20 protein-coding genes and 1 riboswitch are annotated in these 26,328 nt (G+C 36.5%); of the genes, 19 read left to right on the top strand and 1 reads right to left on the bottom strand.

Annotated features, from left to right (window positions below; all coding sequences use genetic code 11):
* Positions 1-109: 109 nt before the first annotated feature.
* From IRZ80_RS08640 to IRZ80_RS08555, 18 genes are all read left to right on the top strand, one after another.
* Positions 110-520, top strand: coding sequence for an RrF2 family transcriptional regulator (locus tag IRZ80_RS08640; RefSeq protein ID WP_194641159.1), 411 nt, complete (start codon positions 110-112; stop codon positions 518-520).
* A gap of 160 nt (positions 521-680) precedes the next feature.
* Positions 681-1,382 carry a phosphoadenylyl-sulfate reductase gene (locus IRZ80_RS08635; protein ID WP_194641158.1) on the top strand — a complete coding sequence of 234 codons (702 nt, stop codon included), beginning with the start codon at positions 681-683 and terminating at the stop codon, positions 1,380-1,382.
* A gap of 74 nt (positions 1,383-1,456) precedes the next feature.
* Positions 1,457-2,410 (top strand): sulfate adenylyltransferase subunit CysD, encoded by a 954-nt coding sequence (cysD, locus tag IRZ80_RS08630; RefSeq protein ID WP_317174749.1) that lies wholly within the window; start codon positions 1,457-1,459, stop codon positions 2,408-2,410.
* A gap of 159 nt (positions 2,411-2,569) precedes the next feature.
* Positions 2,570-3,814 carry a sulfate adenylyltransferase subunit 1 gene (locus IRZ80_RS08625; RefSeq protein ID WP_194641157.1) on the top strand — a complete coding sequence of 415 codons (1,245 nt, stop codon included), beginning with the start codon at positions 2,570-2,572 and terminating at the stop codon, positions 3,812-3,814.
* A 74-nt stretch (positions 3,815-3,888) separates the two neighbouring features.
* Positions 3,889-5,979 (top strand): HEPN domain-containing protein, encoded by a 2,091-nt coding sequence (locus IRZ80_RS08620; protein ID WP_194641156.1) that lies wholly within the window; start codon positions 3,889-3,891, stop codon positions 5,977-5,979.
* On the top strand, positions 5,972-6,748 hold the full coding sequence (cobA, locus tag IRZ80_RS08615; protein ID WP_194641155.1) for a uroporphyrinogen-III C-methyltransferase: 777 nt from the start codon (positions 5,972-5,974) through the stop codon (positions 6,746-6,748). Before IRZ80_RS08620 ends, cobA begins: the two co-directional genes overlap by 8 nt.
* On the top strand, positions 6,748-7,335 hold the full coding sequence (locus tag IRZ80_RS08610) for a bifunctional precorrin-2 dehydrogenase/sirohydrochlorin ferrochelatase (RefSeq protein ID WP_194641154.1): 588 nt from the start codon (positions 6,748-6,750) through the stop codon (positions 7,333-7,335). Before cobA ends, IRZ80_RS08610 begins: the two co-directional genes overlap by 1 nt.
* A gap of 106 nt (positions 7,336-7,441) precedes the next feature.
* A complete protein-coding gene (locus IRZ80_RS08605) occupies positions 7,442-8,494 on the top strand; it encodes an NAD(P)/FAD-dependent oxidoreductase (RefSeq protein WP_194641153.1) in 1,053 nt (350 codons plus the stop codon).
* 191 nt (positions 8,495-8,685) lie between these two features.
* Positions 8,686-8,793, top strand: a riboswitch (SAM riboswitch).
* Positions 8,794-9,229: 436 nt separating this feature from the next.
* The gene (locus IRZ80_RS08600; protein ID WP_194641152.1) at positions 9,230-10,231 is read left to right on the top strand and encodes a homocysteine S-methyltransferase family protein; all 1,002 of its coding nucleotides are present in this window, start codon (positions 9,230-9,232) and stop codon (positions 10,229-10,231) included.
* A 56-nt stretch (positions 10,232-10,287) separates the two neighbouring features.
* On the top strand, positions 10,288-10,806 hold the full coding sequence (locus IRZ80_RS08595) for a hypothetical protein (protein ID WP_194641151.1): 519 nt from the start codon (positions 10,288-10,290) through the stop codon (positions 10,804-10,806).
* Positions 10,807-11,527: 721 nt separating this feature from the next.
* Positions 11,528-14,203 carry a methionine synthase gene (gene metH, locus IRZ80_RS08590; protein WP_194641150.1) on the top strand — a complete coding sequence of 892 codons (2,676 nt, stop codon included), beginning with the start codon at positions 11,528-11,530 and terminating at the stop codon, positions 14,201-14,203.
* A gap of 156 nt (positions 14,204-14,359) precedes the next feature.
* On the top strand, positions 14,360-15,316 hold the full coding sequence (metF, locus tag IRZ80_RS08585; RefSeq protein ID WP_194641149.1) for a methylenetetrahydrofolate reductase [NAD(P)H]: 957 nt from the start codon (positions 14,360-14,362) through the stop codon (positions 15,314-15,316).
* 600 nt (positions 15,317-15,916) lie between these two features.
* The gene (locus IRZ80_RS08580) at positions 15,917-16,774 is read left to right on the top strand and encodes an alpha/beta hydrolase (RefSeq protein WP_194641148.1); all 858 of its coding nucleotides are present in this window, start codon (positions 15,917-15,919) and stop codon (positions 16,772-16,774) included.
* Positions 16,775-16,899: 125 nt separating this feature from the next.
* Positions 16,900-17,550 carry a hypothetical protein gene (locus tag IRZ80_RS08575; RefSeq protein ID WP_194641147.1) on the top strand — a complete coding sequence of 217 codons (651 nt, stop codon included), beginning with the start codon at positions 16,900-16,902 and terminating at the stop codon, positions 17,548-17,550.
* A 326-nt stretch (positions 17,551-17,876) separates the two neighbouring features.
* Positions 17,877-20,939 carry a T9SS type B sorting domain-containing protein gene (locus tag IRZ80_RS08570; protein WP_194641146.1) on the top strand — a complete coding sequence of 1,021 codons (3,063 nt, stop codon included), beginning with the start codon at positions 17,877-17,879 and terminating at the stop codon, positions 20,937-20,939.
* A gap of 64 nt (positions 20,940-21,003) precedes the next feature.
* Complete coding sequence (locus tag IRZ80_RS08565; RefSeq protein ID WP_194641145.1) at positions 21,004-22,413, top strand: pyridoxal phosphate-dependent decarboxylase family protein; 1,410 nt, start codon at positions 21,004-21,006, stop codon at positions 22,411-22,413.
* A 796-nt stretch (positions 22,414-23,209) separates the two neighbouring features.
* Entirely contained in the window at positions 23,210-23,851 is a 642-nt protein-coding gene (locus IRZ80_RS08560; RefSeq protein WP_194641144.1) for a hypothetical protein, read from the top strand.
* Between the two features lie 235 nt (positions 23,852-24,086).
* Complete coding sequence (locus IRZ80_RS08555) at positions 24,087-24,320, top strand: hypothetical protein (protein ID WP_194641143.1); 234 nt, start codon at positions 24,087-24,089, stop codon at positions 24,318-24,320.
* A gap of 149 nt (positions 24,321-24,469) precedes the next feature.
* On the opposite strand, the gene gldA is transcribed toward IRZ80_RS08555, so the two are convergent.
* Positions 24,470-25,366, bottom strand: coding sequence for a gliding motility-associated ABC transporter ATP-binding subunit GldA (gene gldA / locus IRZ80_RS08550; protein WP_194641142.1), 897 nt, complete (start codon positions 25,364-25,366; stop codon positions 24,470-24,472).
* A gap of 192 nt (positions 25,367-25,558) precedes the next feature.
* Here gldA and IRZ80_RS08545 point away from each other — a divergent pair, with 192 nt between their 5' ends.
* Positions 25,559-26,167, top strand: a complete 609-nt coding sequence (locus IRZ80_RS08545; RefSeq protein ID WP_228520844.1) for an outer membrane beta-barrel protein — start codon at positions 25,559-25,561, stop codon at positions 26,165-26,167.
* The last annotated feature ends 161 nt before the right edge of the window (positions 26,168-26,328 follow it).

Below are 26,328 nucleotides of genomic sequence, written 5' to 3'. Positions count from 1 at the left end.
ACTTACAAAAGGATAAAGTTTGTAGTTTCGCAAATATATTTTAAAAACGATTTTTTAGATTCAAAAAAATCTGAAATCTAAATTCTAAAATCTGCAATCTTAGATCAACATGCTTTCAAAGAAAACAAAATACGGAATAAAGGCACTGACTTTTCTGGCTAGACGCGAGAATAAAGAGCCTGTTGCCATTGCTGATATTGCTCAAAGCGAGCATATTTCGATAAAATTTTTGGAAAGTATTTTGTTATTGCTTAGAAACTCCGGTTTTCTTGGAGCCAAAAAAGGAAAAGGAGGCGGCTACTACCTGATAAAAGACCCAAAAGACATCAGTATGGCCAAAGTGTACCGCATTCTCGAAGGTCCCATTGCCTTGCTTCCTTGTGCAAGTCATAATTTTTATGAAAGATGTGATGATTGTGATGACGAAATAACCTGTGGTGCGCGCCGCTTAATGACTCAGGTTAGGGACAATACACTCAAGGTTCTTGAGAATAACACTCTGGCAGACATTGCATTCTAAATTATAAAATTTATTTAAAATTTATTTAAAATTTAAAAAAAAGTAGTACTTTTGCAAAGTAATCTAGTAACCCGATAGGGTAATGGATTTAAAATAAAAATCAAATCCGCCTTCTCCCTCTCCTTTGGAGAGAGTTGGGGTGAGGAAAACGAAAATAAAAATGAGCACAGAAATAGCAAATACTTTATTGGAAAAAACTGCCGGTTTCTCGATTGAGGAAACTTTGGCTTTTTTGGCTGATGAGTACAAAGGGAAAGTGATTTTTTCGACTTCATTTGGACAGGAAGACCAAGTTATAACTGCAATGATTGCCAAGAATGAATTGCCAATCAGCATTTTTACACTGGATACTGGAAGATTGTTTCAGGAAACCTATGATGTTTTTCATAGAACGGTAAAAAAATACAAAGTAGCTATTCAAACCTATTTTCCAGAGGCCAGTGCTGTGGAAAATCTGTTGAATACAAAAGGGCCAAACAGCTTCTACGAATCGGTTGAGAATAGAAAAGAATGCTGTTTTATTCGAAAAGTAGCTCCATTGACGAAAGCCTTGAAAGGAAATGAAATTTGGATTACCGGTTTACGTGCTGAACAATCAGAAAACAGAAATGATTTGAAAGCCTTTGAATACGATGCCCATTTCAATATCATAAAATTCAATCCATTGCTGAAATGGAGTTTGGAAGATGTTCAAAAATATATTGACGAGAATAATGTGCCACAGAATGCTTTGCACAAAAAAGGCTTCGTAAGCATTGGCTGTGCGCCTTGTACCAGAGCGATTGCCGAAGGAGAGGACATTAGAGCTGGAAGATGGTCATGGGAATCAAGCCATAAAGAATGCGGATTGCACCAAAAATAAAAGTTTAAAAAGTTTAATCGGTTATTTGTTTAAAGGTTTAATCGGAAAAGTTTAATTGTTGAATATTCAACGATATAACAAATCAGCGATTTAACGATTTAACGAATCAACAATCAACAAATAAAATAATGAGTTCAGTATTAAAAACAAATGCTTTAGAAAGCGAAGCAATTTACATATTCAGAGAAGTAATTTCTCAATTTGACAAACCGGTTTTGCTTTTTTCAGGCGGTAAAGATTCGATTACATTGGTGCGTTTGGCACAAAAAGCATTTTTTCCAGCAAAAATTCCTTTTCCATTGTTACACGTGGATACAGGACATAATTTTCCGGAAACTATTGAATTTAGAGATAAATTGGTAGCCGAATTGGGGTTGGAATTAATCGTTCGTAACGTACAGGATGCTATCGATTCAGGTAAAGTTGTTGAAGAGTCTGGAAAATATTCAAGCAGAAACAGCTTGCAGACGACTACACTTTTGGATGCTATCGAAGAATTCAAATTCGATGCTTGTATTGGTGGAGCGCGTCGTGATGAAGAAAAAGCAAGAGCTAAAGAGCGTATATTTTCTGTTCGTGATGATTTTGGTCAATGGGATGAAAAAAACCAGCGTCCAGAATTGTTTGACCTTTTGAACGGAAAAATTGAAAACGGACAAAACGTTCGTGTTTTCCCAATTTCGAACTGGACAGAATTGGATGTTTGGAGTTATATTGAACAAGAGCAGATCGAAATTCCATCGATTTACTTTTCACATAAACGTAAAGTTTTTTTGAGAGACGGTTTAATTTGGTCACACTCTCCTTTTGTGTACCAAGAAGAAGACGAGCAAGTCGAAGAAAGAATTGTTCGCTTCAGAACCGTTGGAGATATGAGCTGTACAGCTGCTGTTGAATCGTATGCGGCAACTATTCAAGAGGTAGTGGGGGAGATTCGTTCTTCTACCATTTCTGAAAGAGGAGCCAGAATTGACGATAAACGTTCTGAGGCAGCGATGGAAAAAAGAAAACAGCAAGGGTACTTTTAATAATTGTAAATTATGAATTATAAATTATGAATTGTTTCCAAAGCATTTAAAATTTAAAATTCAGCATTTAAAATAAAAAATCAAATTTAGAAGTTTACATAGAGGTATTTAGAAAAACTTGAAACCTTAAACTTTTAAACTTTAAACAAAAAATTAAGAATGGAAGTTTTAAAAATAGCAACAGCAGGAAGTGTAGATGACGGAAAAAGTACTTTAATCGGGAGATTATTGTATGATACGCAATCATTGACTACAGATAAATTAGAAGCAATAGAAAAAAGCAGTAAACAAAAAGGATACGATTACCTTGATTTTTCATTGGCTACCGATGGTTTGGTTGCCGAAAGAGAACAAGGAATTACGATTGATGTTGCTCATATTTATTTTTCGACTGCGAAAAAAAGTTACATCATTGCCGATACTCCAGGGCACGTAGAATATACCCGTAATATGGTTACAGGAGCTTCGACTTCGCAGGTTTCTATCATTTTGATTGATGCCCGTAAAGGAGTTATTGAACAAACGTACCGTCACTTTTTTATCAATAACTTATTGAGAGTAAAAGATGTGATTGTTGCGGTAAACAAAATGGATTTAGTTGATTATTCAGAAGAAGTTTTCAATAAAATCAAAACTGATTTTCAGGCATTAAATGCGAAAAGTTCATATAAAGAACAAAACGTAAGTTACATTCCTTTGAGTGCTTTAACAGGAGATAATGTAGTGGAAACTTTAGGGAAAATGCCTTGGTACACAGGACAGACTATTCTTCAGCATTTGGAAGCACTGGAATCAAAAGATATTTATGATAATGGAAAAACACGTTTTCCTGTACAAACCGTAATTCGTCCAAAAACGGAAGAATACCACGATTTTAGAGGATATGCTGGTAAATTATATGGAAATTCTATTAAAGTTGGAGATGCAGTAACCGTTCTTCCTTCTTTGACAGAATCTACGGTGACTAATATCCACTTTTTTGACCAGCAATTTGATGAAGCTAAGGCAGGTTCTTCAATCACTATCGAATTAGAAAATGATATTAATGTGACCAGAGGTGATATGATTGTAAAATCAAACGAGCTTCCTAAAGTAGAAAAAGATATTACAACAACTGTCTGCTGGATGGACAGCAAAAAACTAGTAGCCGGAGCTAAATATTTTGTACAGCACAATACCAACAGGGTTTTGGCCAAAATTGACAGCGTAAAAAATGTAATCGCTACTGATTATTCTGGTTCAAAAGAAGCTTCTCAATTGTCTATCAACGAAATTGGAGAAGTTACTATTAAATTGAGTAAAGCTATTTATTTTGATGCCTATAATGACAACAAATCAAATGGAGCTTTTATCTTAATTGATGCATCGACTAACACAACAGCAGGAGTAGGTTTTATTAAATAGTTGATTGTTGATGGTTTTTTGTTGATAGTAAAGCAACCAACAGCCAACAACTAACAACCAACAACTAAAAAGAAATGGAAAGTTTTAGAACAGAAATAGAAAACCCGATAGTTCAAAAAGAGATTATCGATTTAGAGAAAAAGATTCATTTATTCCGTGGCGGACAAATTGATGATGAGCGTTTTCGTAGTCTTCGTTTAGCGCGTGGAATCTACGGACAGCGTCAGGAAGGTGTCCAGATGATTCGTATCAAATTGCCTTACGGTAAAGTGACCAGCGAGCAACTGAAAAGAATTACTGAGGTATCTGATAAATATTCTACGGGACGTCTGCATATCACTACGCGTCAGGATATCCAGATTCACTATGTAAGTCTGGACAGAACTCCTGAACTTTGGTCTGAATTAGCCAAAGACGATATTACACTGCGTGAAGCTTGCGGAAACACAGTGCGTAACATCACAGGAAGCGAATTGGCAGGTGTAGATGTAAACGAACCATTCGATGTTTCGCCTTATGCGCACGGAATGTTCCAGTATTTGTTGAGAAATCCTATCTGTCAGGAAATGGGACGTAAATTCAAAATTTCGTTCTCTTCTTCAGATGAAGATACCGCTTTGAGCTATCTGCACGATTTAGGATTTATTCCAAAAATTAAAGATGGACAAAAAGGTTTTAAAGTAGTTTTTGGTGGTGGTTTAGGTTCACAGCCAGCTCACGCCGAATTGCTATCCGAATTTATTCCTGTTAACGAAATCATTCCAACAGCAGAAGGCATCATTCGTATTTTTGACAGATATGGTGAGCGTGCCAAAAGAATGAAAGCCCGTATGAAATTCTTAATCAAAGAAATCGGAAAAGATGTTTTTCTTGATTTGGTTGCCAAAGAGAAAAAAGCAATCGCTTTTGAAACATACGAAATAGATACAACTGCTTTTGAAGGTGCTATTCCAGAACCTTTATTAGAAGTACCACAAGTTACAATTGATGATGCTACAGCTTATGAAGCTTGGAAAGCATCCAATATAATTGCTCAAAAACAAGCGGGTTATTACGCAATCGGAATCAAAGTTTTATTAGGAGATTTTTATACGGATAAAGCGAGATTATTAGCCGATTTAATTAAAAATTACGGAGCTAACGAATTGCGTTTTTCATTGCGTCAAAACATTGTAATCCGTAACATAAAAGAGGAAAATTTACCTTTCTTCTATCAGGAATTAGCCAAATTGGATATGGTAGCTTTAGGTTACAATACAATTGGTGATATTACGGCTTGTCCAGGTACAGATACTTGTAACCTAGGAATTGCAAGCAGTACCGGAATCGCTGATGAATTAGAAAAAGTTATCAAAGCAGAATACCCGCAATACAGTGACAACAAAGAAATTGAAATCAAAATCAGCGGTTGTATGAATGCCTGCGGACAGCACAATATGTCAGCTATTGGTTTCCAAGGAATGTCTATCAACTCAGGAAAATTGGTAGCGCCAGCGTTACAGGTTTTATTGGGAGGAGGAAGATTAGGAAATGGAGAAGGACGTTTTGCTGATAAAGTAATCAAGATCCCAAGCCGTAGAGGACCAGATGCTTTGCGTTACATTTTAAATGATTTTGAAGCCAATGCTAATGGTTCATCTTTCTTGGATTATTATGATGCCAAAGGAGAGAAATATTTCTATGAGTTCTTGAAACCGTTATCAGATGTAACCAATTTGACCGAAGCTGATTTCGTAGATTGGGGTAATGCCGATAACTATGTAAAAGCAGTTGGAGTAGGGGAATGTGCTGGTGTTGTAATTGACTTAGTAGCTACTTTATTATTAGAGGCAAAAGATAAATTAACGTTTGCACAAGAATCTTTCAATGAAGGAAAATGGTCTGATGCTATTTATCATACTTACGCAGGTTTTGTAAATGGTGCAAAAGCATTGTTACTTTCTGAAAATGAAAAAACCAATAACCATGCAGGAATTGTAGATTTGTTTGATACTGTTTTTGTAGAAAGCAAAAAAATTGAATTGGCTACTACTTTCAGAGAATTGGTTTACCAAATAAATACAGTTTCTCCTTCTGAAGCATTTGCAAAACAATATATTCAAGAAGGAATTAACTTTTTTGATACAATCGAAAAATACAGAGCCAAAGATTTAGCTGATGCTTAATACTATTCAACCCAAAGTAACTTTAGTCGGTGCAGGGCCTGGAGATCCAGACTTGCTTACGCTGAAAGGCGCAAATGCCTTGGCTGAAGCGAAAGTGGTTTTGTATGATGCTTTGGCAAATGAAGAAATATTGAATCACGCTCCGCAAGAAGCTATCAAAATTTTTGTTGGAAAACAAATAGGCAATCACGCTTACACGCAAGACCAAATTAATCAATTGATTGTTGATAATGCGCTTACGTATGGTCATGTGGTGCGTTTAAAAGGAGGAGATCCCTTTATTTTTGGACGCGGAAGCGAAGAAATTGAATACGCTGAAAGTTTTGGAATTCCTACATTTGTGGTTCCTGGAATTTCATCAGTAATTGCAGTACCTGCGAGTCAGGGGATTTCGATTACCAAAAGAGGCATTTCAGAAAGTTTTTGGGTAATCACGGGAACAACTTCTGATAGGAATTTATCAAATGATGTTGCTCTTGCTTCAAAATCATCAGCGACTGTTGTAATTTTGATGGGAATGAGCAAATTATCACAAATTGTTTCATTGTTCCAAAAAGGATCCAAAGGAGAAACTCCGATTGCTATTATTCAAAACGGAACTACTCCAGATGAAAAAATAGGCGTTGGAACAATTAACACGATTGAAGAAGTGGTTGCCAAAAACAAATTAAGTTCTCCAGCCATTATCGTTATTGGCGAAGTGGTGAAAGAAAGCAACAAATTAAAAGGGTTTTACGAAGAATTTGTAACTGCCGAAATAAAATTATAATGGAAGAAAGAAACGAATTATATCCTATATTTTTAAAACTTCACAATATCAATGTGCTTATTGTTGGAGGTGGAAATGTTGGGTTAGAAAAGTTGTCTTTTATGTTGAAATCCAGCCCAAATGCAAATGTTGAGGTAGTGGCGACAAAATTTCTGCCCGAATTGGAAGCATTAGCCGAGAATCATCCTTCGGTTACATTGACCAAAGCGAAGTTCAAGAAAAAAATGCTGAAAAAACGCCACATGGTTATTGCCTGTACCGATGATTTGAAAGTAAATAAGCGGGTATATGATTTAGCCCGAAAAAGATATTTAATTTGTAACATCGCCGACACGCCACCATTATGTGATTATTATTTGGGCGGAATTGTAACCAAAGGAAACGTAAAAATTGCTATTTCGACCAACGGAAAATCACCGACAACAGCCAAAAGGCTTAGGGAATTTTTTGAAGAAGTAATCCCTGAGGATGTTAACAAAATGATCGAAAACCTAAATGAATACCGAAAAACGCTAAAAGGAAATTTCGAAGAAAAAGTCCAACGAATGAACGAAATCACTCAAGCGTTAAAAAATAAGAATGAATAGCGTCGGGTTTTAACCCGATGATAAAAAATAAAGAGTAACAACAACATTGAAAAGTAAATTATTCGTTTCTTTGTATTATTAAGAATTATTATAAATAACAAAAATAATGGTTAAAACAGACATACTTATAATAGGAGCTGGACCAACAGGTCTATTCGCAGTTTTCGAAGCAGGATTATTAAAATTAAAATGTCATATTCTTGACGCTTTGCCACAACCAGGCGGACAGCTTTCAGAATTATATCCAAAGAAACCTATCTACGATATTCCTGGGTTTCCAGAAGTATTGGCTGGAGATTTAGTTGATGGTTTAATGGAGCAAATCAAGCAGTTCGAACCAGGATTTACCCTTGGTGAACGTGCCGAAACCATTGAAAAACAAGAAGACGGAAGTTTTATTGTTACTTCCAATAAAGGAAAGAAATTCCACGCACCTGTTATTGCCATTGCAGGTGGGTTAGGAAGTTTCGAACCAAGAAAACCGCTTATCGAAGATATCGAGTTTTACGAAGACAAAGGAATTAAATACTTCATCAAGAATCCAGAAAAATTCAGAGACAAAAGAGTGGTGATTTCAGGAGGTGGAGATTCAGCTTTGGACTGGAGTATTTTCTTGTCAAATGTAGCTTCTGAGGTAACTTTGATTCACAGAAGAAACGAATTCCGTGGTGCTTTAGATTCAGTAGAGAAAGTACAAGAATTAAAAAATGCTGGAAAAATCAGAATGATAACTCCAGGAGAAGTCGTTGGTTTAAATGGAGCAGAACATTTAGAATCTGTTGATGTAGATATCGATGGTGCTCACATGAACATTCCAACGGATTATTTCATTCCACTTTTTGGTCTTACTCCAAAATTAGGTCCAATCGCAGACTGGGGATTAGAAATCGAAAAAAATGCTATCAAAGTAAACAATGCTTTGGATTATCAAACCAATATCCCTGGAATTTTCGCCATCGGCGACGTAAACACGTATCCAGGAAAATTAAAATTGATTCTTTGCGGATTCCACGAAGCCACTTTAATGTGCCAGGCCGCTTATCAAATTATCAATCCTGGTAAAAAATATGTGATGAAATACACCACCGTTTCCGGAGTTGACGGATTCGACGGTACACGTAAAGAAGCTCCAAAAGCAGTTGTAAAAGCGATTGTATAAAAGTTGTTGAGTTGCTAAGAAACTAAGTTTCTAAGATTTTAAAAAAGCTCAAACTCGAAATAGTTTGAGCTTTTTTATTGCGTTCAGATTTACTTAGAGACTTAGCAACTTAGAATCTTAGCAACTTAAGAAAAAAAACTTGTAAGTCGCAAGGCTATTTCATAACTTTGCGCCGTTCCTAATTTTATTGAACGTTATCACGAAAGGCGGAGGGAAAAGACCCAATGAAACCTTAGCAACCTCCCGTCCTCACGAGAAAGGTGCTACATTCTACCACGCATCGCGCGGATAGATAACACAAGATACATCCAGTATTTTTCAAACCTTTTCCAGATAACATTTTGATAATTTTTTAGAGCGAAAGATTGGCGCATTTTTAGCAGTCATCGTTCCCGCTATCCGTTGTAAACGAAGTTCACTGAACTCCGCTGAAAATAGAAGTATAGTGAAGTAATCTTATATGCCGAACCCCGGCATACAAGGATTTCCACTACACACGAGCGAAGCGAACTGGCGAAGCAATCGGGGCTAAAGAGTAAATAATTGTGATTTTTTGGAGACCTGTTTTTTTGGGTCATCCGGAATGGTTTTAGAAGCTTGTAGGTATTCTGAGATATACCTAATAAGGTCAAAAAAAACCTTGCAGGAAAACAACAGAGTCAACAAAAGAATATTTGAAAAAACAATAACAAAAAGCTTTGCGCCTTTGCGTCTTTGCGAGAAATAAAACATAAAATGTCAACAATTCAAGAAGAAATAAAAAAGAGAATTCTCGTGCTCGACGGAGCAATGGGAACTATGCTGCAACGATATAATTTCTCCGAAGAAGATTTTCGAGGCGAACGGTTCAAAGATTTCCCGCATCCGCTGAAAGGGAACAATGATTTGTTGTCCATCACACAGCCACAGGCAATCAAAGCCGTTCACGCCGCCTATTTTGAAGCAGGAGCTGATATTGTAGAGACGAATACGTTCTCTGGAACCACTATCGGTATGGCAGATTATCACTTAGAAGATTTGGTTTATGAACTGAACTACGAATCGGCAAAAATCGCCCGCGAAGCAGCAGATGAATTCACTGCCAAAAATCCAAATCAGCCACGTTTTGTTGCCGGTTCAATCGGCCCGACAAACCGCACGGCAAGTATGTCGCCGGACGTAAACGATCCAGGTTACAGAGCCGTAACTTTTGACGATTTACGCATTGCTTACAAACAGCAGGTAGAAGCCTTAATGGACGGAGGCTGCGATTTGCTTTTGGTAGAAACTATTTTTGATACATTAAATGCCAAAGCTGCGCTTTTCGCAATCGAAGAAGTAAAGGAAGAACGCAATCTTGATATTCCAATCATGGTTTCGGGAACCATTACCGATGCTTCAGGAAGAACACTTTCCGGGCAAACGGTAGAAGCATTCTTGATTTCGGTTTCGCATATTCCGTTGTTGAGCGTAGGTTTCAATTGCGCCCTTGGTGCCGATTTGTTAAAACCGTATCTGCAGACATTGTCGCAGCATACTTCTTTCAATATTTCAGCACATCCAAACGCAGGATTGCCAAACGCCTTTGGAGAATACGACGAAACACCTGCTGAAATGCAGGCACAAATCAAAAGTTATTTAGACGATAATTTAATAAACATCATAGGAGGCTGTTGCGGAACAACTCCAGATCACATTAAACTGATTGCTGATATTGCCAAGGATTATAAGCCTAGGGTTTCGACTGCGGTGATGTAATTTTTATAGAGACGTAATTTAATTAGTTGATGGTTGTATGATTTTATAAAAAAGAAATGAAAAAATTAAAAACAGTAATTATTGTGTTTGCCATTTTTAGTTTGTTCGGCTTTAAGAATGAAAAGTCATCAGTTATATTGCAAAAAAATGAAAAACATTCAATTCCTGCTGATTTTAGTTTTGTGATTAATAGTGGCGGAAACGATAGTTATAATTCTAAGTATACAAGTTTTTACAGGTTATATTTAGAAGGAGAAAAAACGATTAAAGTGGAATTAACAAAGGATGAAAAAGAAAAGATATATTCATTTATTATGAAAATCAATTTTTTTAAAATGCCAGTTAAGTTTCAGCCAAAAGGAATTATTAGTGTAGGAAATCCAAGTTTTACGGAGAGTATAGTGATTCATGCAAATGGTAAAAAAAAATTCGTAAGTTATCACACAGGTTATACAAATGATTTAAATGATCAAAAGGCGAAACCATTTTTGGATTTATATAAAATGATTTGGGATATTTTATATAAAAAGAAAGAAATAATAGCATTGCCAGAATCAGATCAATATTATGAATAATTTATAGTTCGTGCCACAAAGAGAATAAGCCTAGTTTGTCATTCCGAGGAACGAGGAATCTCCGTAAGTAACACGACAAACAAAGTCCTCAACGGTGTGGAATAGCAAATGGAGATTCCTCCTCCGTCGGAATGACAAACTGGGTGATGAAGTTGGAATGGGCACGAGCGGGACGCTCGCGCTAGCGAAGATACGATTGAGGAGTTTCGTAAGAACAATTAATTTACAATATGTGAGACATTGTCTCACATATTAAAGAGATAGTGCTGATTTGGAATTATATGTTTGCAAAATGTACAGATTTGGTTTTATTAAGTCTCAAAAAATCAAGACAGTGTTTGGACAATTGAAAAAATAGTTCCGTAGGAACGACCCATTTTGTAGCAACGGAATTTATTCCGTTGAAAATTGAAACGATGCAGAAAAGAGTTCCTTAGGAACGGTACATAATTTATTGGAAATTCATTTCATTTAATGATGAAAATTAAAATTTCTGTCAGCATAAATTATTGTCATGAAATAGAATACCTGCGTGAGGGATAGCAGTGAAAAGCCCACAGTCTCGTCCTTTTTGACGAGACGAGGACTTGAAACGGATAGCCCGACCCTTGTGGTCACGCCCAAAATAGAAATACTTTCAAGGCTTTAGAAACCTTGAAAAAAACATAGAATAAAAACTCAGAATCTAAGCATCTTAGAAACTCAGTAACTCAAAAAAGAAATGAAAGAAAAAAGAAGAAACCTTGTATTGTCGGGATTGGAACCGTTAATCATTACGCCGGAAAGCGTATTTGTGAATGTTGGGGAGCGTACCAATGTGACGGGTTCCAGAAAGTTCCTTCGATTGATCAAGGAGGAAAAATATGAGGAAGCGCTCGATATTGCGAGACAGCAGGTAGAAGGCGGGGCGCAGATTGTCGATATCAATATGGACGAGGGGATGCTTGACGGTGTATATGCGATGACCAAATTCCTGAATCTGATTGCAGCCGAGCCGGATATTTCGCGTGTACCGCTTATGATCGACAGTTCGAAGTGGGAAATCATTGAGGCTGGTTTGAAAGTCGTGCAGGGGAAATGTGTGGTTAACTCGATTTCGTTAAAGGAAGGAGAAGAGGCTTTTATCCATCATGCTCAGTTAATAAAACGCTACGGTGCGGCGGCCATTATTATGGCTTTTGACGAAGTAGGACAGGCGGATAATTACGACCGAAGAGTCGAAATCTGTCAGCGTTCGTACGATATTTTGGTAAATAAAGTTGGTTTTCCACCACAGGATATCATCTTCGATTTGAATATATTTCCAGTGGCAACTGGTATGGAAGAACACCGTTTGAATGCTTTGGATTTCTTTAGAGGAACCAAATGGGTTCGCGAGCATCTGCCTCATGCGCACATTAGCGGCGGGGTGAGTAACGTTTCGTTTTCGTTTAGAGGAAATGATGTGGTGAGAGAAGCGATGCACTCGGTTTTCCTATATCATGCGATTCAAAACGGAATGACGATGGGAATTGTAAATCCGGAGATGCTGACGATTTATGACGATATTCCGAAAGATTTGCTGGAGTATGTTGAAGATGTAATTTTGGACAGACGTGATGATGCTACAGAACGTTTGCTGGATTTTGCCGAAAGCGTAAAAGGAGAGGGAAAAACCAATGAAAAAGCGGTACAGGAGTGGCGTTCGGGAACTTTTCAGGAACGTATTACACACGCTTTGGTAAAAGGAATTGATGAATTTATTGAGGTTGATGTTGAAGAAGCAAGATTGGCAGCCACAAAACCTATTGAAGTAATTGAAATCAATCTGATGACGGGAATGAACGTTGTTGGTGATTTGTTTGGTTCGGGGAAAATGTTTTTACCGCAGGTGGTAAAATCGGCCCGTGTGATGAAAAAAGCGGTGGCTTATTTATTGCCTTTTATTGAAGCTTCAAAACAAGCGGGTGACAAACAAGGTAACGGAAAAATCCTGATGGCAACCGTAAAAGGCGACGTACACGATATTGGTAAAAATATTGTTTCTGTGGTATTGGCTTGTAACAATTATGAGATAGTAGATTTAGGCGTAATGGTGCCTCCCGAAAAAATTGTTGCAGCTGCTATCGAACACAACGTAGATATTATTGGATTGAGCGGACTGATCACGCCGTCGTTGGATGAAATGGTCTATCTCGCAAAAGAATTGGATAAAAGAGACATTACCATTCCAGTGATGATTGGGGGAGCAACGACTTCGCGTGCGCATACAGCCGTGAAAATTGCACCGCAATACAAATCGACTGTGATTCACGTAAATGATGCTTCGAGAGCGGTTACCGTTGCCGGAAATTTATTGGATCACAACCGAAAAATATATGCAAGCGATATTCGTGCCGAATACGATGCGTTTAGAGAAACTTTCCTGAACCGTTCGCGCGACAAGAATTTCCTAACAATCGAACAGGCTCGTAAAAACAAATTACAATTGGATTGGAAACATTTCGAACCTGTTAAGCCAAAAGTGATTGGCGAACAGATTATCGAAGTGGATTTGGATGTACTGGTTCCGTATATTGACTGGACTCCGTTTTTCAGAACTTGGGAATTGTTCGGGAAATATCCTGCGATTTTGACTGATGATGTTGTAGGCGAACAAGCCACTTCTGTTTTTAAAGATGCGCAGGCAATGTTAGAAGTAATTTTGAAAGAAAAGAAATTACAGGCAAAAGGTATTTACGGAATTTTCCCTGCGAATCAAATCAATGATGACGATATTGAGCTGACTGATGAAAACGGAAAGCTATTACAGACATTTTTGACTTTGCGTCAGCAGTCACAAAAAACAAAAGGAGCTCCAAATATCGCATTGGCTGATTTTATTGCCCCAAAAGACAGCGGAAAAGTGGATTATATGGGAGCGTTCTGCGTAACCACTGGTTTTGGCGTTGACGAATGGGCGGCCGAATTTGAAAAGGATCTGGACGATTACAATTCGATTATGGTTAAAGCTTTGGCAGATCGTTTCGCAGAAGCATTCGCCGAATACCTGCACGAAAAAATCCGTAAGGAAATCTGGGGTTATGCATCGGATGAGGTGTTGAGCAAAGAAGCACTTATCGACGAAGATTATAAAGGAATCCGTCCAGCACCAGGTTATCCTGCCTGTCCGGATCACTTGGAAAAACCAACGATCTGGAAACTGCTGAATGTTGAAAAGGAAATTGGTGTAACCTTAACCGAAAGTATGGCAATGTGGCCGGCTTCATCAGTTTCGGGATATTATTTTGGAAACCCTGACAGTAAGTATTTTGGTCTTGGAAAAATAAAAGAAGACCAAGTGATAGATTACGCCAAAAGAAGAAACGTTCCAACGGATTACGCAATGAAATGGCTGAATCCTAATATTGCAGATTAAAAATAGTCATAAAGTCAAAAGTCATAAAGTCTCAAAGGATATGGCTTTCGAAATTCAAACTTTAAGATTAAAAATATCGTTGATTAAAAATATAGTCGTAAAAGGCATAAAGAGAGTGACTTTTGACTTTCGACTTTCAAACTTTAAGACCTAATAATGAAAGTAACAGAACATATAGAAAAAGCCAAAGGAGAAACATTATTTTCTTTCGAAATTATACCGCCTCAAAAAGGAAAAAGCATTCAGGAACTGTATGACAATATCGATCCGCTGATGGAGTTCAAACCGCCGTTTATTGATGTAACCACTTCCCGTGAGGAATATATTTACATTGACAAAGGAAATGGTCTGCTGGACAAAAAATTGACCAGAATGCGTCCGGGAACTTTGGGGATTTGCGCTTCTATTAAGCATAAATACCAAGTGGATACTGTACCGCATTTGCTTTGCGGAGGGTTTACCAAAGAAGAAACTGAGTATATGCTGGTAGATTGTCATTACTTAGGAATAAATAATGTGATGGCACTTCGCGGTGATGCAATGAAGGATGAACAGTCTTTTGTTCCAAAAGAGGGAGGAAATAATTTTGCAGTGGATTTAGTTACACAAATCAATCAGCTGAATTGCGGAAAATATCTGCACGATGTTATGGATATCGATAACAAAGCCGATTTTTGCATTGGTGTGGCAGGCTATCCGGAGAAACATTTAGAATCCCCTTCTTTGCAGACTGATTTGAAAAGGTTAAAAGAAAAAGTAGATGCAGGTGCCGATTATGTAGTAACTCAGATGTTTTTTGACAATTCTAAATATTTCGAATTTGTAAAAAAAGCAAGAGAAATGGGAATTACAGTTCCGATTATTCCAGGGATAAAACCTATTGCGGTACAAAAACATCTGCAGATTTTGCCTCAGATTTTCAGAATAGATTTGCCGGAAGATTTGATAAATGCTGTTGATAATTGTAAAAACAATGCTGAAATCCGTCAAGTAGGAATCGAATGGGCTATTCAGCAGTCTATCGAACTGAAAGCGGCGGGAGTTCCTGTTCTGCATTATTATTCAATGGGGAAATCAGAAAATATCAGGCAGATAGCAAGCCAGATTTTTTAAATAAAGAATTATTGTTAATTTCAAATTGAATACCCGATTGGTTATTATTAACCGATCGGGTATTTTTTTAATCTTAAATAAAAGATTAGTAGCCTAACCGCTCGATGAAATAAAAAATGAACCACATAGACACATAGATTTAATCACTCGTCAAAGAATAGATAGAAATAGCTCTATTTTTCACATAGATTGAATATATGAAACAGTAAAACGTCTATCAAAGTTTTTTTAAACATAAAAAAAAAATCTATGTTTCTATATGGTTAAAAATAATTTTATCCAACGAGTTAACCCAACTTCCATTAAAATTTAAAAGGTATTAAGAGAGTTATCGAAATAATTAGGATGCACGGCATTCACATTTAAAAAAAGATAAACACGAATTTCACCAATTAACACTAATTCTTATCAAAATTGAAATCAAATTTTACAACTTTTACAGTTTCGAATATTTTGTGTAATTAAAAAGAGATCTTAATTCGTGCAAATTAGTGTAATTCGTGTCAGAAACTTTTAAAAGCGAATGCTGTGATTAGGATGCGGTAAATTATAAATGTTTTGTAGTATATTTAGGAGTTGTTATTTTTTAAAAAGTCTTGAATGAAAACAATGCTGAAACTATATATCTGTTTATTTTTTTTAACTATTTGCTGTAAAGGTTCTGCTCAGGAAAATGGTTTGAAAATTTTTCTATGGGAAAATGGTGCTCCGGGTTTTGAAAATCGTAAAAATGAGCCAGAACAAGCCAAAGACTGGTGGGTAAGAAACATTCATAATCCATCTATAACGGCTTATTTTTCAGAAAAACCAAATGGTATGGCTGTCCTCATTTGCCCAGGTGGAGGTCATGAAAATTTGGTTTTTAACTCCGAAGGGAAAGATGCAGCGGCGTATTTTACTAGTATTGGCGTAACTGCTTTTGTCCTTAAATACCGTTTAGCAAGAGAAGCTGGATCTCCTTATAAATTGGAAACTCATGTCAAGCAGGATGTAGAAAGAGCGATGCGTTTGATAAGAAGCAAAGCGGTCGAATTTAAAATTGATCCAAACAGAATAGGCGTAATGGGATTTTCTGCCGGAGGAGAAGTAGCAGCCATGGTCGCTTATAATTCTAAAAATACATTAGAAAATGGTTCAGACGCTGTCGATAAACAAGATGCACAGCCTAATTTTCAAATATTGATATATCCCGGTCCATTATTTATTCCTAAAGAAATCAAGTCCGATGCTCCTCCTGCATTTTTATGTGCAGCAAATGATGATCTCTGCTGTTCTTCGCCTATTGTAGAACTGCTGAATGGGTACCGCAAAGCAAATGTTTCAGTAGAAATGCATTTGTATTCCAAAGGCGGACATGCTTTTAATATGGGCAAAAGAGCGAAAACCAATGCGTTGAAAACATGGCCGCAGCGATTAACAGACTGGTTTGAGGACAATAATTATTTTTTGAAACAGTAAATGATTGAGCAATAGATAATCGTTTTTTTGCTGTTATTAAGAATTTAAGAACTGCTAAATGACTAATTTTGGAGCGTCACATTTAAAATACTATATTTGATTTTATTATCATAGATTTTTCCCCAATGAAACCTATTTACTATACTTTTTTAGCGGCAGCAATTACAATAACGTCTTGTAAAAATAATGATGAAGAAAAGGATAAGTCTATTCCAAAAGTAATCACGCCATTTACGCAGCAAACAGCTGTTACTGCACAGACTAGTCAGCAGACTGCTCCGCAGCAGCATAATTTATTTCACGAAAATAACGCGGTCGGAACTCCATCAGTTGCAGCCGGTGTAAATCCGGCACACGGACAGCCAAATCACCGTTGCGATATTCCAGTGGGAGCTCCATTGAATTCTCCAGTTAACGGGACAGCTGCTCCGCAGGCCAATCAGGTGCAGATGCAGCCACAAGTTCAGACTATAACACAATCTGTCGTAAAAACGCCAAAAGGAATGAATCCGCCTCACGGACAGCCAAATCACCGCTGTGATATTCCAGTAGGAGCACCATTAAACTCAAAACCTGCTGCAACAGCATCAACAGCTGTAACACCTGCATCAGCCTCCGGTGTAGTAAGTAAAAATATTACTGTTCAGCCTCCAGTTCCAGAATTATTATCCACAAGTTCCACAAATGTTGAAACTTCAGACGGAATGAATCCGCCACATGGAAAACCAGGACACCGCTGTGATATTGCTGTTGGAGCACCTTTACCCAAAAGTTAGTTTTTGGAGAATATTTCAATGAAAAGAGTCATGCAGATTTATTGGTTTCAAATGTAGGCTAGAACCTGTAATTTCACTGTATTTTCTTTTTAGGTTTTAAAAGACTGTCACAAATTGCTAATTTGTGCAATTTGTGGCAAATAAATAAGCCCAACAGCCTTACAAACTTTAAGTCTGCTAACCAAACTGTTGATATCAAGTCCTTACGCAGTTTATTTTTTAATAGATAAGTATTTAATTTCTATCGATTAATAGTACTGACTGGTATAAGATTTTTGAAAATATATTTCTTATAAGGTAGTTTTACTTTATTAAACTACTCTGTTTTGAATTTCAAATACCTTATTACACTGCTGATTAGCGTTTTTTTATTCCCTCAATTGCATGCTCAGTTATGTACAGGCAGTTTGGGTGACCCTGTTGTTAAATTAGATTTTGGTTCAGGAACGTCGATTCACGGAAGTGCATTAGGGACAGGGATTACGAGTTATACTTATACTACAGCAAATTTTCCAAGCGATGGTTCCTATACCGTTGAAAGTACTACAAATACGCCCGGAACTTGGTGGACAACCACAGATCATACAGGCGGAGGGTACATGATGGTGGTTAATGCCAGTTTTTCGACTACTGATTATTTTTATAAAAATACGGTTTCGGGTTTGTGCGCAGGCACTACTTATGAGTTTGCCGCCTGGATTATGAATCTTTTGAGAAGCCAGGATAATAGTCCGCCTAATATCACTTTTACAATTGAATCAGCTGACGGAACAATTTTAGGTACATACAATACAGGTAATATTGGGCTGTCAAGCAGTGCTGTATGGAAACAATACGGATTCTTTTTTACGACTCCTTCGGGTGTTGATACTGTTGTGATCCGAATGCGGAATAACAAAGCGGGTGCTGCTCCGGGGAATGATATTGCTTTGGATGATATTACTTTCAGAGCCTGCGGGCCTACTGTAACTTCGGAAATTGTTGATCAGTCGGTAACTAATTTAGATGTATGTGAGGGTGAATCAAAATCGATAACACTTAGTGGTTCTGTCTCGTCTTCTGCTTATACAACGGTTGGTTATCAATGGCAGAACAGTACTGACGGCGGAATAACATGGGCTGATATTCTGGGAGCAAATAATGCTGCTTATACTTTTGTCTCAGGTGCTGTGGGTACTTATAAATACCGGTTGGCAACTGCAGACAGTTCAAATATCAGCTCGACTAACTGTCGTGTTTTTTCCAACGAAATAACGATTAATGTAAAATCAGGACCGATATCGCCCACTGTAGAAACAATACAGCCCAATTGTGATGTGCCTTCGGGAACGATTACTGTAACAGCACCAGCTGGACTTTTGTATAGTGTGGATGGTGTAAATTATCAGTCATCGATGACTTTTTCAGGTTTGGCTGGCGGTGATTATAAGGTTACTGCAAAAAGTTCCAGCTGTGTTTCGAGTCCCGTTGCGGCTCATATTAATTTGAAAGCTGTTTCTAGTGCTGTCCCTGCGATAGATATTATTCAGCCTGTAATTTGTAACAACCCTTTTGGTACGATCACAGTTACCAGTTTGGATGCTGAGTATAGTTTTGATGATGGATTAACTTGGCAGACCAGTAATGTAAAGACAGGATTTCTTCCAGGCGAATATTTGGTCAAAACTCGAAATAGCAGTTTATGTGAAAAAACGGCAATCACCGCCACGATTCTTGTTCCGCCAGGATATCCGCCAACACCGACAGTGAGCGTTACACAGCCAGATTGCAGTACATCAACAGGAACTATAATTGTTTCAGATAATGCAGCTTCATATAGTTTTGACGGAGGGCAGAGCTGGACTGCAAGCCCTAGTAAAACGGGTTTAGTCCCAAATATTTATCCAGTTTTGATAAAAAACACAATTGGATGTATTTCGCTAGTGGCAAATGAAGTCGAAATCAAAGCTTTTGTAAATACCGAACCGCTTCCAACAGCAGCTACACAGACTTTTTGTGTACAGCAAAATGCAGCTATTGGCGACATTGCTATATCCGGAACAAATGTTAAATGGTACGATGCTGTTACCAATGGAAATTTGCTGGCTGGTACAACAATACTGCAGAGTAAAACATATTATGCGTCTCAGACTATAACGACATGCGAAAGCTTACGTCTTCCTGTAGTAGTGAACATTCAAAATACTCCAGTTCCAGCGGGAGATTCAGTGCAGAATTTTTGTACCACACAAAAACCATCAATTGCTGATTTAGCAGTTATAGGCTCATCAATAATCTGGTATGATCAGGCAGCAGGCGGAACAGTTCTGCCAGTTACTACAAATTTAGTAAATGGAGTAACCTATTATGCAAGCCAAACGGTTAACGGCTGTGAAAGCATCAGCAGACTGGCAGTTTCGGCATCGATAGTTGTTCCAAGTCTGGCTGTAAATGATACTGCAGATTTTATTTGTGATAGCTCAGGCGATGGTTCGGAACAAGTAGATTTAACGGTTTATAATTCAAAAATAGCTTCTTGCAGCAGCTGTACTTTTACGTATTTTACATCATTGCCCGGAGCAGAAAATAAAACTGCAGCCGATCAGATTACTGCTTCTGCAGATTATAATCTGGCATCTGGGACTTCAATAGTGTATGTCCGAATTGATTCTAATGATAAATGTTATCAAATTGGCAGGCTGACTCTGACACTCGTGAATGAGCCAGTTATTTCAATACCCGATAGTATTCCTGTCTGCGAAAATTATGATGTTACTATAAATGCAGGTACTGGTTTTGACAGTTATTTGTGGTCAACTTTGGAAACTACACCTTCTATAAAGATTTCAAATGCGGGAGCTTATTCGGTGACAGTAACTCAGAATCATGGGAATACAGTTTGTTCCGCAGTTAAGAATTTTATGGTAGTGTTATCTAATGTGGCTGTAGTAACTACCGAAACCCAAGACTGGACAGATACCGAAAATGTTATTGCTGTGTATGTTTCCAGTTCAAGCGTAGGGAACTACGAATATTCGCTGGACGGAATTACGTATCAGGACAGTAATACTTTTTCGGGATTATTAAGCGGAGATTATATGGTTTATGTCCGAGACAAAAATGGATGCGGCATAACCAGTCAGGAAGTTTATATTTTGAATTATCCAAAATTTTTCACGCCTAATGGAGATGGATATAATGACAGCTGGGCAATACGGTTTTCAGCATCTGAGCCCAAACTCATGGTCAAAATATTTGACAGATATGGTAAATTTATTAAAGAACTAAATGCTGCTTCCGCTTGGGACGGTACATATAATGGGCACGAACTGCCTTCTACTGATTATTGGTTTGTTGTAACGAGAGCTAATGGAAAGGTATATAAGGGGCATTTTGCCATGAAAAGATAATTCTGTAAGTTAAGTTGTGTGATTTTGTTATATTAGCGGATTGAATTTATAACTAAAAATTAAAATGAATCCGACTTTACAGCAAGATTTACAGGATATTGAAAGTATCCTTGAACAGGTAAAACAGCATGGAATTGATTTTTTGAATTCTATTAATACTGTTCCAGCTTCCACACAAAATACTATTGATACAACTGGTAATTTAAATGATTCCGGAATTGGATCATTGGCTGCACTGGAAGTATTCAAAAAGCGTTTAGCTCCCTTGATGGTTTCGCAGGCAGGACCTCGGTATTGGGGTTTTGTTACAGGAGGGGCAACTCCAGCTTCGATTGCGGGTGATTGGTTAACGACTATTTACGATCCAAATGCACAGGCGGTAAAAGCTCAGGGAGGTGTTTCGGCTTTGGTAGAATTTGAAACTATTAATTTTTTGCTGCAGTTATTGGGGCTGCCAAAATCATTTTTGGGCGGATTTGTAACTGGCGCTACAATGTCAAATTTCACTTCTTTGGCGGTAGCCCGACAATGGCTCGGAAAGCAATTAGGGCATGATTTTGCAAAAGAAGGGGTCACAGTTCCTCTAAATATTCTTACCGCTACACCGCATTCTTCTTCGATAAAATGTTTGGCCATGCTGGGAATCGGAAGCCAGAATTTCACCAAAATAAAAACAATTGAAGGCAATCGGGAAGCTATTGATGTTTCTGATTTAGAACAGAATATAAAGAAATTAAAAGGGCAGCCTTTTATTCTAATATCAAGTGCAGCAACAGTAAATACAGCCGATTTTGATGATTTTACTGCGATTTCAAAACTTAAAGAAAAATACAATTTCTGGTGGCATATTGATGCTGCCTTTGGCGGTTTTGCGGCCTGTTCTCCAAAATATAAGTATTTAGTAAACGGCTGGGAAAATGCAGACAGTATCACGATAGATTGTCATAAATGGCTGAATGTTCCTTATGAAAGTGCTTTTTACCTGATAAAAGAACAGCATAAAAATCTTCAAGTAGAAACGTTTCAAAATTCGAATGCGCCGTATTTGGGTGATCCTTTGGAGAATTTCAACTACCTGAATTTCCTGCCTGAAAATTCCAGACGATTGAAAGCTTTGCCAGTCTGGTTTTCGCTTTTAGCGTATGGAAAACAGGGATTTCAGGATATAGTAGAAAATAGCGTTGAAAGAGCATTGCAGTTTGATGATTTCATAACTCAAAATGAAAACTTTGAATTATTGGCAGCAACACTTCTTAATAATGTTTGTTTTACTTTGTCAGGAGAACACAATCAGGAAAAAGTGAATTTATTTTTGGCACATCTTAATGATAAAGGCAAAGTGTTTATGACACCTACAGTGTATCAAAGCCGAAAAGGAATCCGAGCTTCGTTTGTGAGTTGGAGAACCACCGAATTGGATGTGCAGATTGCTATAGAGTCTTTAGAAGAAACAATTTTGGATTTGGACATATAAATGTTTTAGTAAATTCTTTTAGTTCTTCAATAATATAAAACCAACATTTTTCTATATGATGAATTCTCCAATCATAATGAGTATTACATTGGGAGCCGCATTTTTGTTAGGCTTTTTGCTTCTTGCTCATTTGCGAGAAGGGAACAAGATAGGTGATGTATCGTCACTGCTATTTACAATTTGTTGATTATGTACACTTTATGCTAAAAAATAAGTAGATTTAATTAATACTCGATATTTTTTTCCCACATTAAAAATGTAATAATCATGTTCACCTCTTTTTGTTTTCATTATAGACTTGTTATTCCAAAATAAGGCTTCTAAATGTTCAATACAATTTTCTTCTTTTGCAAATTCTCTGGCAACTTTTAGTATTGAGTTAAAATCTTAATTAAACATGGATTTTGGATTTTTATTATTCAAATACAGAACTATTTTACATTAAAAACTAATGTTTAGTATAAATATTCTAAAATTCTATTTTGTATCCTAATTTTAAAAATTTTACTATAAAACTATCTAAAAACTGGTTATTTTTTGTATAACCTATTGTTTATGTGTTTTGTTTTTATAATATTTGTTTAAAAAAAATAATATAGCGTTATCTTATATTGTTGGTATTCGGAATCTGGACAATGTCAATTTACGCCACAAGATTTAAGACTCTATGGTATGGGGGGTAACTTACCTGGTATAGGGTTTGTCCAGAACTTCGAAAACAGTTATGGTTACTAAGCTCCAATTGCCATTTCTAATAACTTCACTTTAGGCTGAGTGGAATAACAATCTTAAACCTATGATTATAACTATCATTATTTTTATCGCAGCTTATTTTTACTTCTTTAATAAATCAAATAAACAAGATAAAAGTAGGATCAAGGCGCAAGGAGGAATTTCGAATAAATACGGTGTACTTATTCAATACATACTTAGCTATTCTCCTGATATGAAAATTCTACAAATGGATGAACGTTCAATTTTAATTAGACAAAAAATTGCTAATATTGGTTATGTAAATTACAGTGTAAACAACAGCTTTAATAGGGTTTATGTAAGATGTACCTGTACTTTTAATGGCGAAAAACCAATGGATTTCAATTGGGAATATGCCGAAAACTACAATCAACACTTAATTAGTGCAGAAATTGAAGGAACTATCCAAGGAACACTCGCAGGATTAAAAGAAGTCCATATTTCTAAAGTTGAAGCTGTACGTTCGCAAATAAATGAATTAATTTCTAGTTTTAGTAAAAGCGCTATTAGAGAATATAGAGGAAGTTCAGAGTTGAGAGAACGTGTAATTGAAGCCATAGAAACTGGAAAATCGTTAGCCATTGAGGCTAGTCATAATTTAGCTTCAAACCATGATTTAAATCAAAAAGAAGTTCTTTTAATAATTGATATGTGTTGCGATAAGTTTTATGATTCATTAAATTAAAAGTCCTTTAATTACGAAGTGGCTTTCTTACTTCTGTATTTGAAATTCTAATTTCACCCAATTTTTCTAATCTTTCCGCTGTTTTTGATTTAAAGATGTAACTCAAAAGGTAAGCTTAACGTGCTAATTTTTTAGGATCATATTTATTTAACCATTCACTTGAAATATTATCATCCTTTTTATAAATATGGTTGAACTTTTTACTATTTTTAGTTATATCTTAAAATTATACTTTATGTTTGAGTTTAATTATTATTTAGTGATCGTACTCATGAATGATAATGGTATTTCTTACCCTAACTTTATAGTTTGTGCCAAAACTAAAACAGGATTTGTGCGTATTGAGAACTTGAAAGAATATCTAAAGGATGGCAAATCAGGGTTGTCAAATGAGCTTTACGATTTTGATAACAGTTTTATAAAAGTAACCGAGAATTGGCAAAATCAAATTAGAATAGGTATAAATTAAATCTACATTAATTGGTGGATTTAACTTATAGTGTAAAGTGGAATACTTGACTACAATTCATTTAAAATCATTGGTAAAATAAAAAGCAAGCTCGTTTAAAATGGCTTTAAACGAGCTTGCTTTTTACCAGTAATCTGCAGCCTGCCAGCTTATTTAGTAATCTCCCTAAACACCGCTTCAAGATTTTTATTCTTTTGGTTCAATTGTAAAGTCTTCAAACCATTATCATAAGCGAAATCAAAAACGGTTGGACGCATGTCTTTGTCGGAAATAAAAGTCAGTTCCCAAGAAAACCCATGAGTGTTTTTGAAAGATTTTAAATGCGGAATCTCAGCAATAAGATCTTCTTCTGCTTTCTTGTCAAATTCAACTTCGATTACTTGTTCTTTATCGGCAGAGATTAAATTTTCCAGTTTTTTATCGGCAGCAATTTGTCCTTTGTCAATAATAATTACGCGGTCGCAGATCGCTTCCACTTCCTGCATAATATGTGTCGAAAGGAAAACGGTTTTGTCTTTGCCAACGTTTTTAATTACGTTTCTGATTTCGGCCAATTGATTTGGATCCAGTCCCGTAGTAGGTTCGTCCAGAATCAAAACATCGGGATTATGCAGTAAGGCATTGGCCAGTCCCACACGCTGACGGTAACCTTTGGATAATTGTCCTATCTTTTTATGGCTTTCGTTTTGTAAACCTGTAAGCTGAATCACTTCTTCAATTCTTGATTTTTCTACCTTATATACATCAGCATTGAAAGCCAGATATTCTCTCACATACAAATCCAGATACAGCGGATTATGTTCCGGCAGATAGCCAATAGAAAGCTGTACTGATTTTTCATCAGTGTTTACATCAAATCCGTTCACGAGTGCTACACCAGAATCAGCATTGATATAAGTCGTCAAAATTTTCATCAAAGTTGATTTACCGGCACCATTTGGCCCCAGAAAACCAACAATTTCTCCTTTTTTTACAGAAAAAGAAATATTGTCCAATGCTTTTTGAGCACCGTAACTTTTCGAAATGTTTTTTACTTCTATTGACATAAAAATTTTATTTACTGCAAAAGTAATTAGAAAATAGATAGTTCTCCATGAATCGGAAAAATTTATGCTGTTTGACAGCGAATATACTATTCAATACAGCTTACACAGATGTTAATTGTATGAAAATTAGTAAACACTGGCACAGTTCTTGTTAATGGATTACTAATTTTTAACAAACAAAATAAATAAATTATGAAAAAAATGCTACTTGTTATTGCTTTAGCTGTGGTAAGCTTTGCAAATGCTCAAAAAGGTACTTACTTTGTATCTGGAAATGTGAGCTTTTGGTCTAGTAAAGATTCTAATAATTCAAGTGAAAGTAAGACTGATAGATTCGGTTTTTCTCCGAGAATAGGATATCAGTTCAAGGATAATTGGACTGTCGGGATTGAATCTGGATTTTCATCTGATAAAAATGTATATACTTATCAAGAAAATGCAATGAATAATCAAGAAAGAATAAGTAAAAACTACTCAGTTGGAGCTTTTGTCAGATATTCAAAATCACTTAGTCAAATGTTTTTGCTGTATGCTGATTTAGGCGCAGGTTACAAGAACAGTAAAGAAACTAACACTAATTCTTTTTCTAATCCAGTTACTTTTACAAATACGTTTGATGGCGTTTATGCAGCTTTTGCACCCGGTTTATTTTTAAATATTAAAAACAATTTTGGATTAAATTTTGGTATTGGCGGATTAACATATTCAAACACAAAGAGTGATCAAAATAATGGAAAGAACAGTAATTTTTATTTCAATTTTGGACAGTCATTTAATATAGGACTTTCAAAAAATTTCTAGTCTATCTTATTTTAAAAAAGCATCCGTTTTTGCGGATGCTTTTTATTGGTCTCAAATAGAGTTTAAAACTATGCACTTTCAGTGCATCTTGCTTTAGCTTCTAAAAAAGTTTTTGCCACAGATTACAGATTTTAAAATCATTTTTTATCTGTGAATCTGTG

The organism is Flavobacterium sp. HJJ, assembly GCF_015351475.1.
Lineage (GTDB): Bacteria > Bacteroidota > Bacteroidia > Flavobacteriales > Flavobacteriaceae > Flavobacterium > Flavobacterium marginilacus.
The sequence above is the reverse complement of the archived record's forward strand: the minus strand, read 5'-3'. Positions and strand labels throughout refer to the sequence as shown.

Bases quoted from the DNA above. Each gene is read 5' to 3' on its own strand.
- IRZ80_RS08605 (WP_194641153.1), top strand. From the start codon at position 7,442: ATGGTTAAAACAGACATACTTATAATAGGAGCTGGACCAACAGGTCTA.
- metH (WP_194641150.1), top strand. From the start codon at position 11,528: ATGAAAGAAAAAAGAAGAAACCTTGTATTGTCGGGATTGGAACCGTTA.
- IRZ80_RS08545 (WP_228520844.1), top strand. From the start codon at position 25,559: ATGAAAAAAATGCTACTTGTTATTGCTTTAGCTGTGGTAAGCTTTGCA.
- IRZ80_RS08600 (WP_194641152.1), top strand. From the start codon at position 9,230: ATGTCAACAATTCAAGAAGAAATAAAAAAGAGAATTCTCGTGCTCGAC.
- IRZ80_RS08610 (WP_194641154.1), top strand. From the start codon at position 6,748: ATGGAAGAAAGAAACGAATTATATCCTATATTTTTAAAACTTCACAAT.
- metF (WP_194641149.1), top strand. From the start codon at position 14,360: ATGAAAGTAACAGAACATATAGAAAAAGCCAAAGGAGAAACATTATTT.
- IRZ80_RS08595 (WP_194641151.1), top strand. From the start codon at position 10,288: ATGAAAAAATTAAAAACAGTAATTATTGTGTTTGCCATTTTTAGTTTG.
- IRZ80_RS08625 (WP_194641157.1), top strand. From the start codon at position 2,570: ATGGAAGTTTTAAAAATAGCAACAGCAGGAAGTGTAGATGACGGAAAA.
- IRZ80_RS08635 (WP_194641158.1), top strand. From the start codon at position 681: ATGAGCACAGAAATAGCAAATACTTTATTGGAAAAAACTGCCGGTTTC.
- gldA (WP_194641142.1), bottom strand. From the start codon at position 25,366: ATGTCAATAGAAGTAAAAAACATTTCGAAAAGTTACGGTGCTCAAAAA.
- IRZ80_RS08555 (WP_194641143.1), top strand. From the start codon at position 24,087: ATGTTTGAGTTTAATTATTATTTAGTGATCGTACTCATGAATGATAAT.
- cobA (WP_194641155.1), top strand. From the start codon at position 5,972: ATGCTTAATACTATTCAACCCAAAGTAACTTTAGTCGGTGCAGGGCCT.
- IRZ80_RS08575 (WP_194641147.1), top strand. From the start codon at position 16,900: ATGAAACCTATTTACTATACTTTTTTAGCGGCAGCAATTACAATAACG.
- IRZ80_RS08620 (WP_194641156.1), top strand. From the start codon at position 3,889: ATGGAAAGTTTTAGAACAGAAATAGAAAACCCGATAGTTCAAAAAGAG.
- IRZ80_RS08560 (WP_194641144.1), top strand. From the start codon at position 23,210: ATGATTATAACTATCATTATTTTTATCGCAGCTTATTTTTACTTCTTT.
- IRZ80_RS08640 (WP_194641159.1), top strand. From the start codon at position 110: ATGCTTTCAAAGAAAACAAAATACGGAATAAAGGCACTGACTTTTCTG.
- IRZ80_RS08580 (WP_194641148.1), top strand. From the start codon at position 15,917: ATGAAAACAATGCTGAAACTATATATCTGTTTATTTTTTTTAACTATT.
- IRZ80_RS08565 (WP_194641145.1), top strand. From the start codon at position 21,004: ATGAATCCGACTTTACAGCAAGATTTACAGGATATTGAAAGTATCCTT.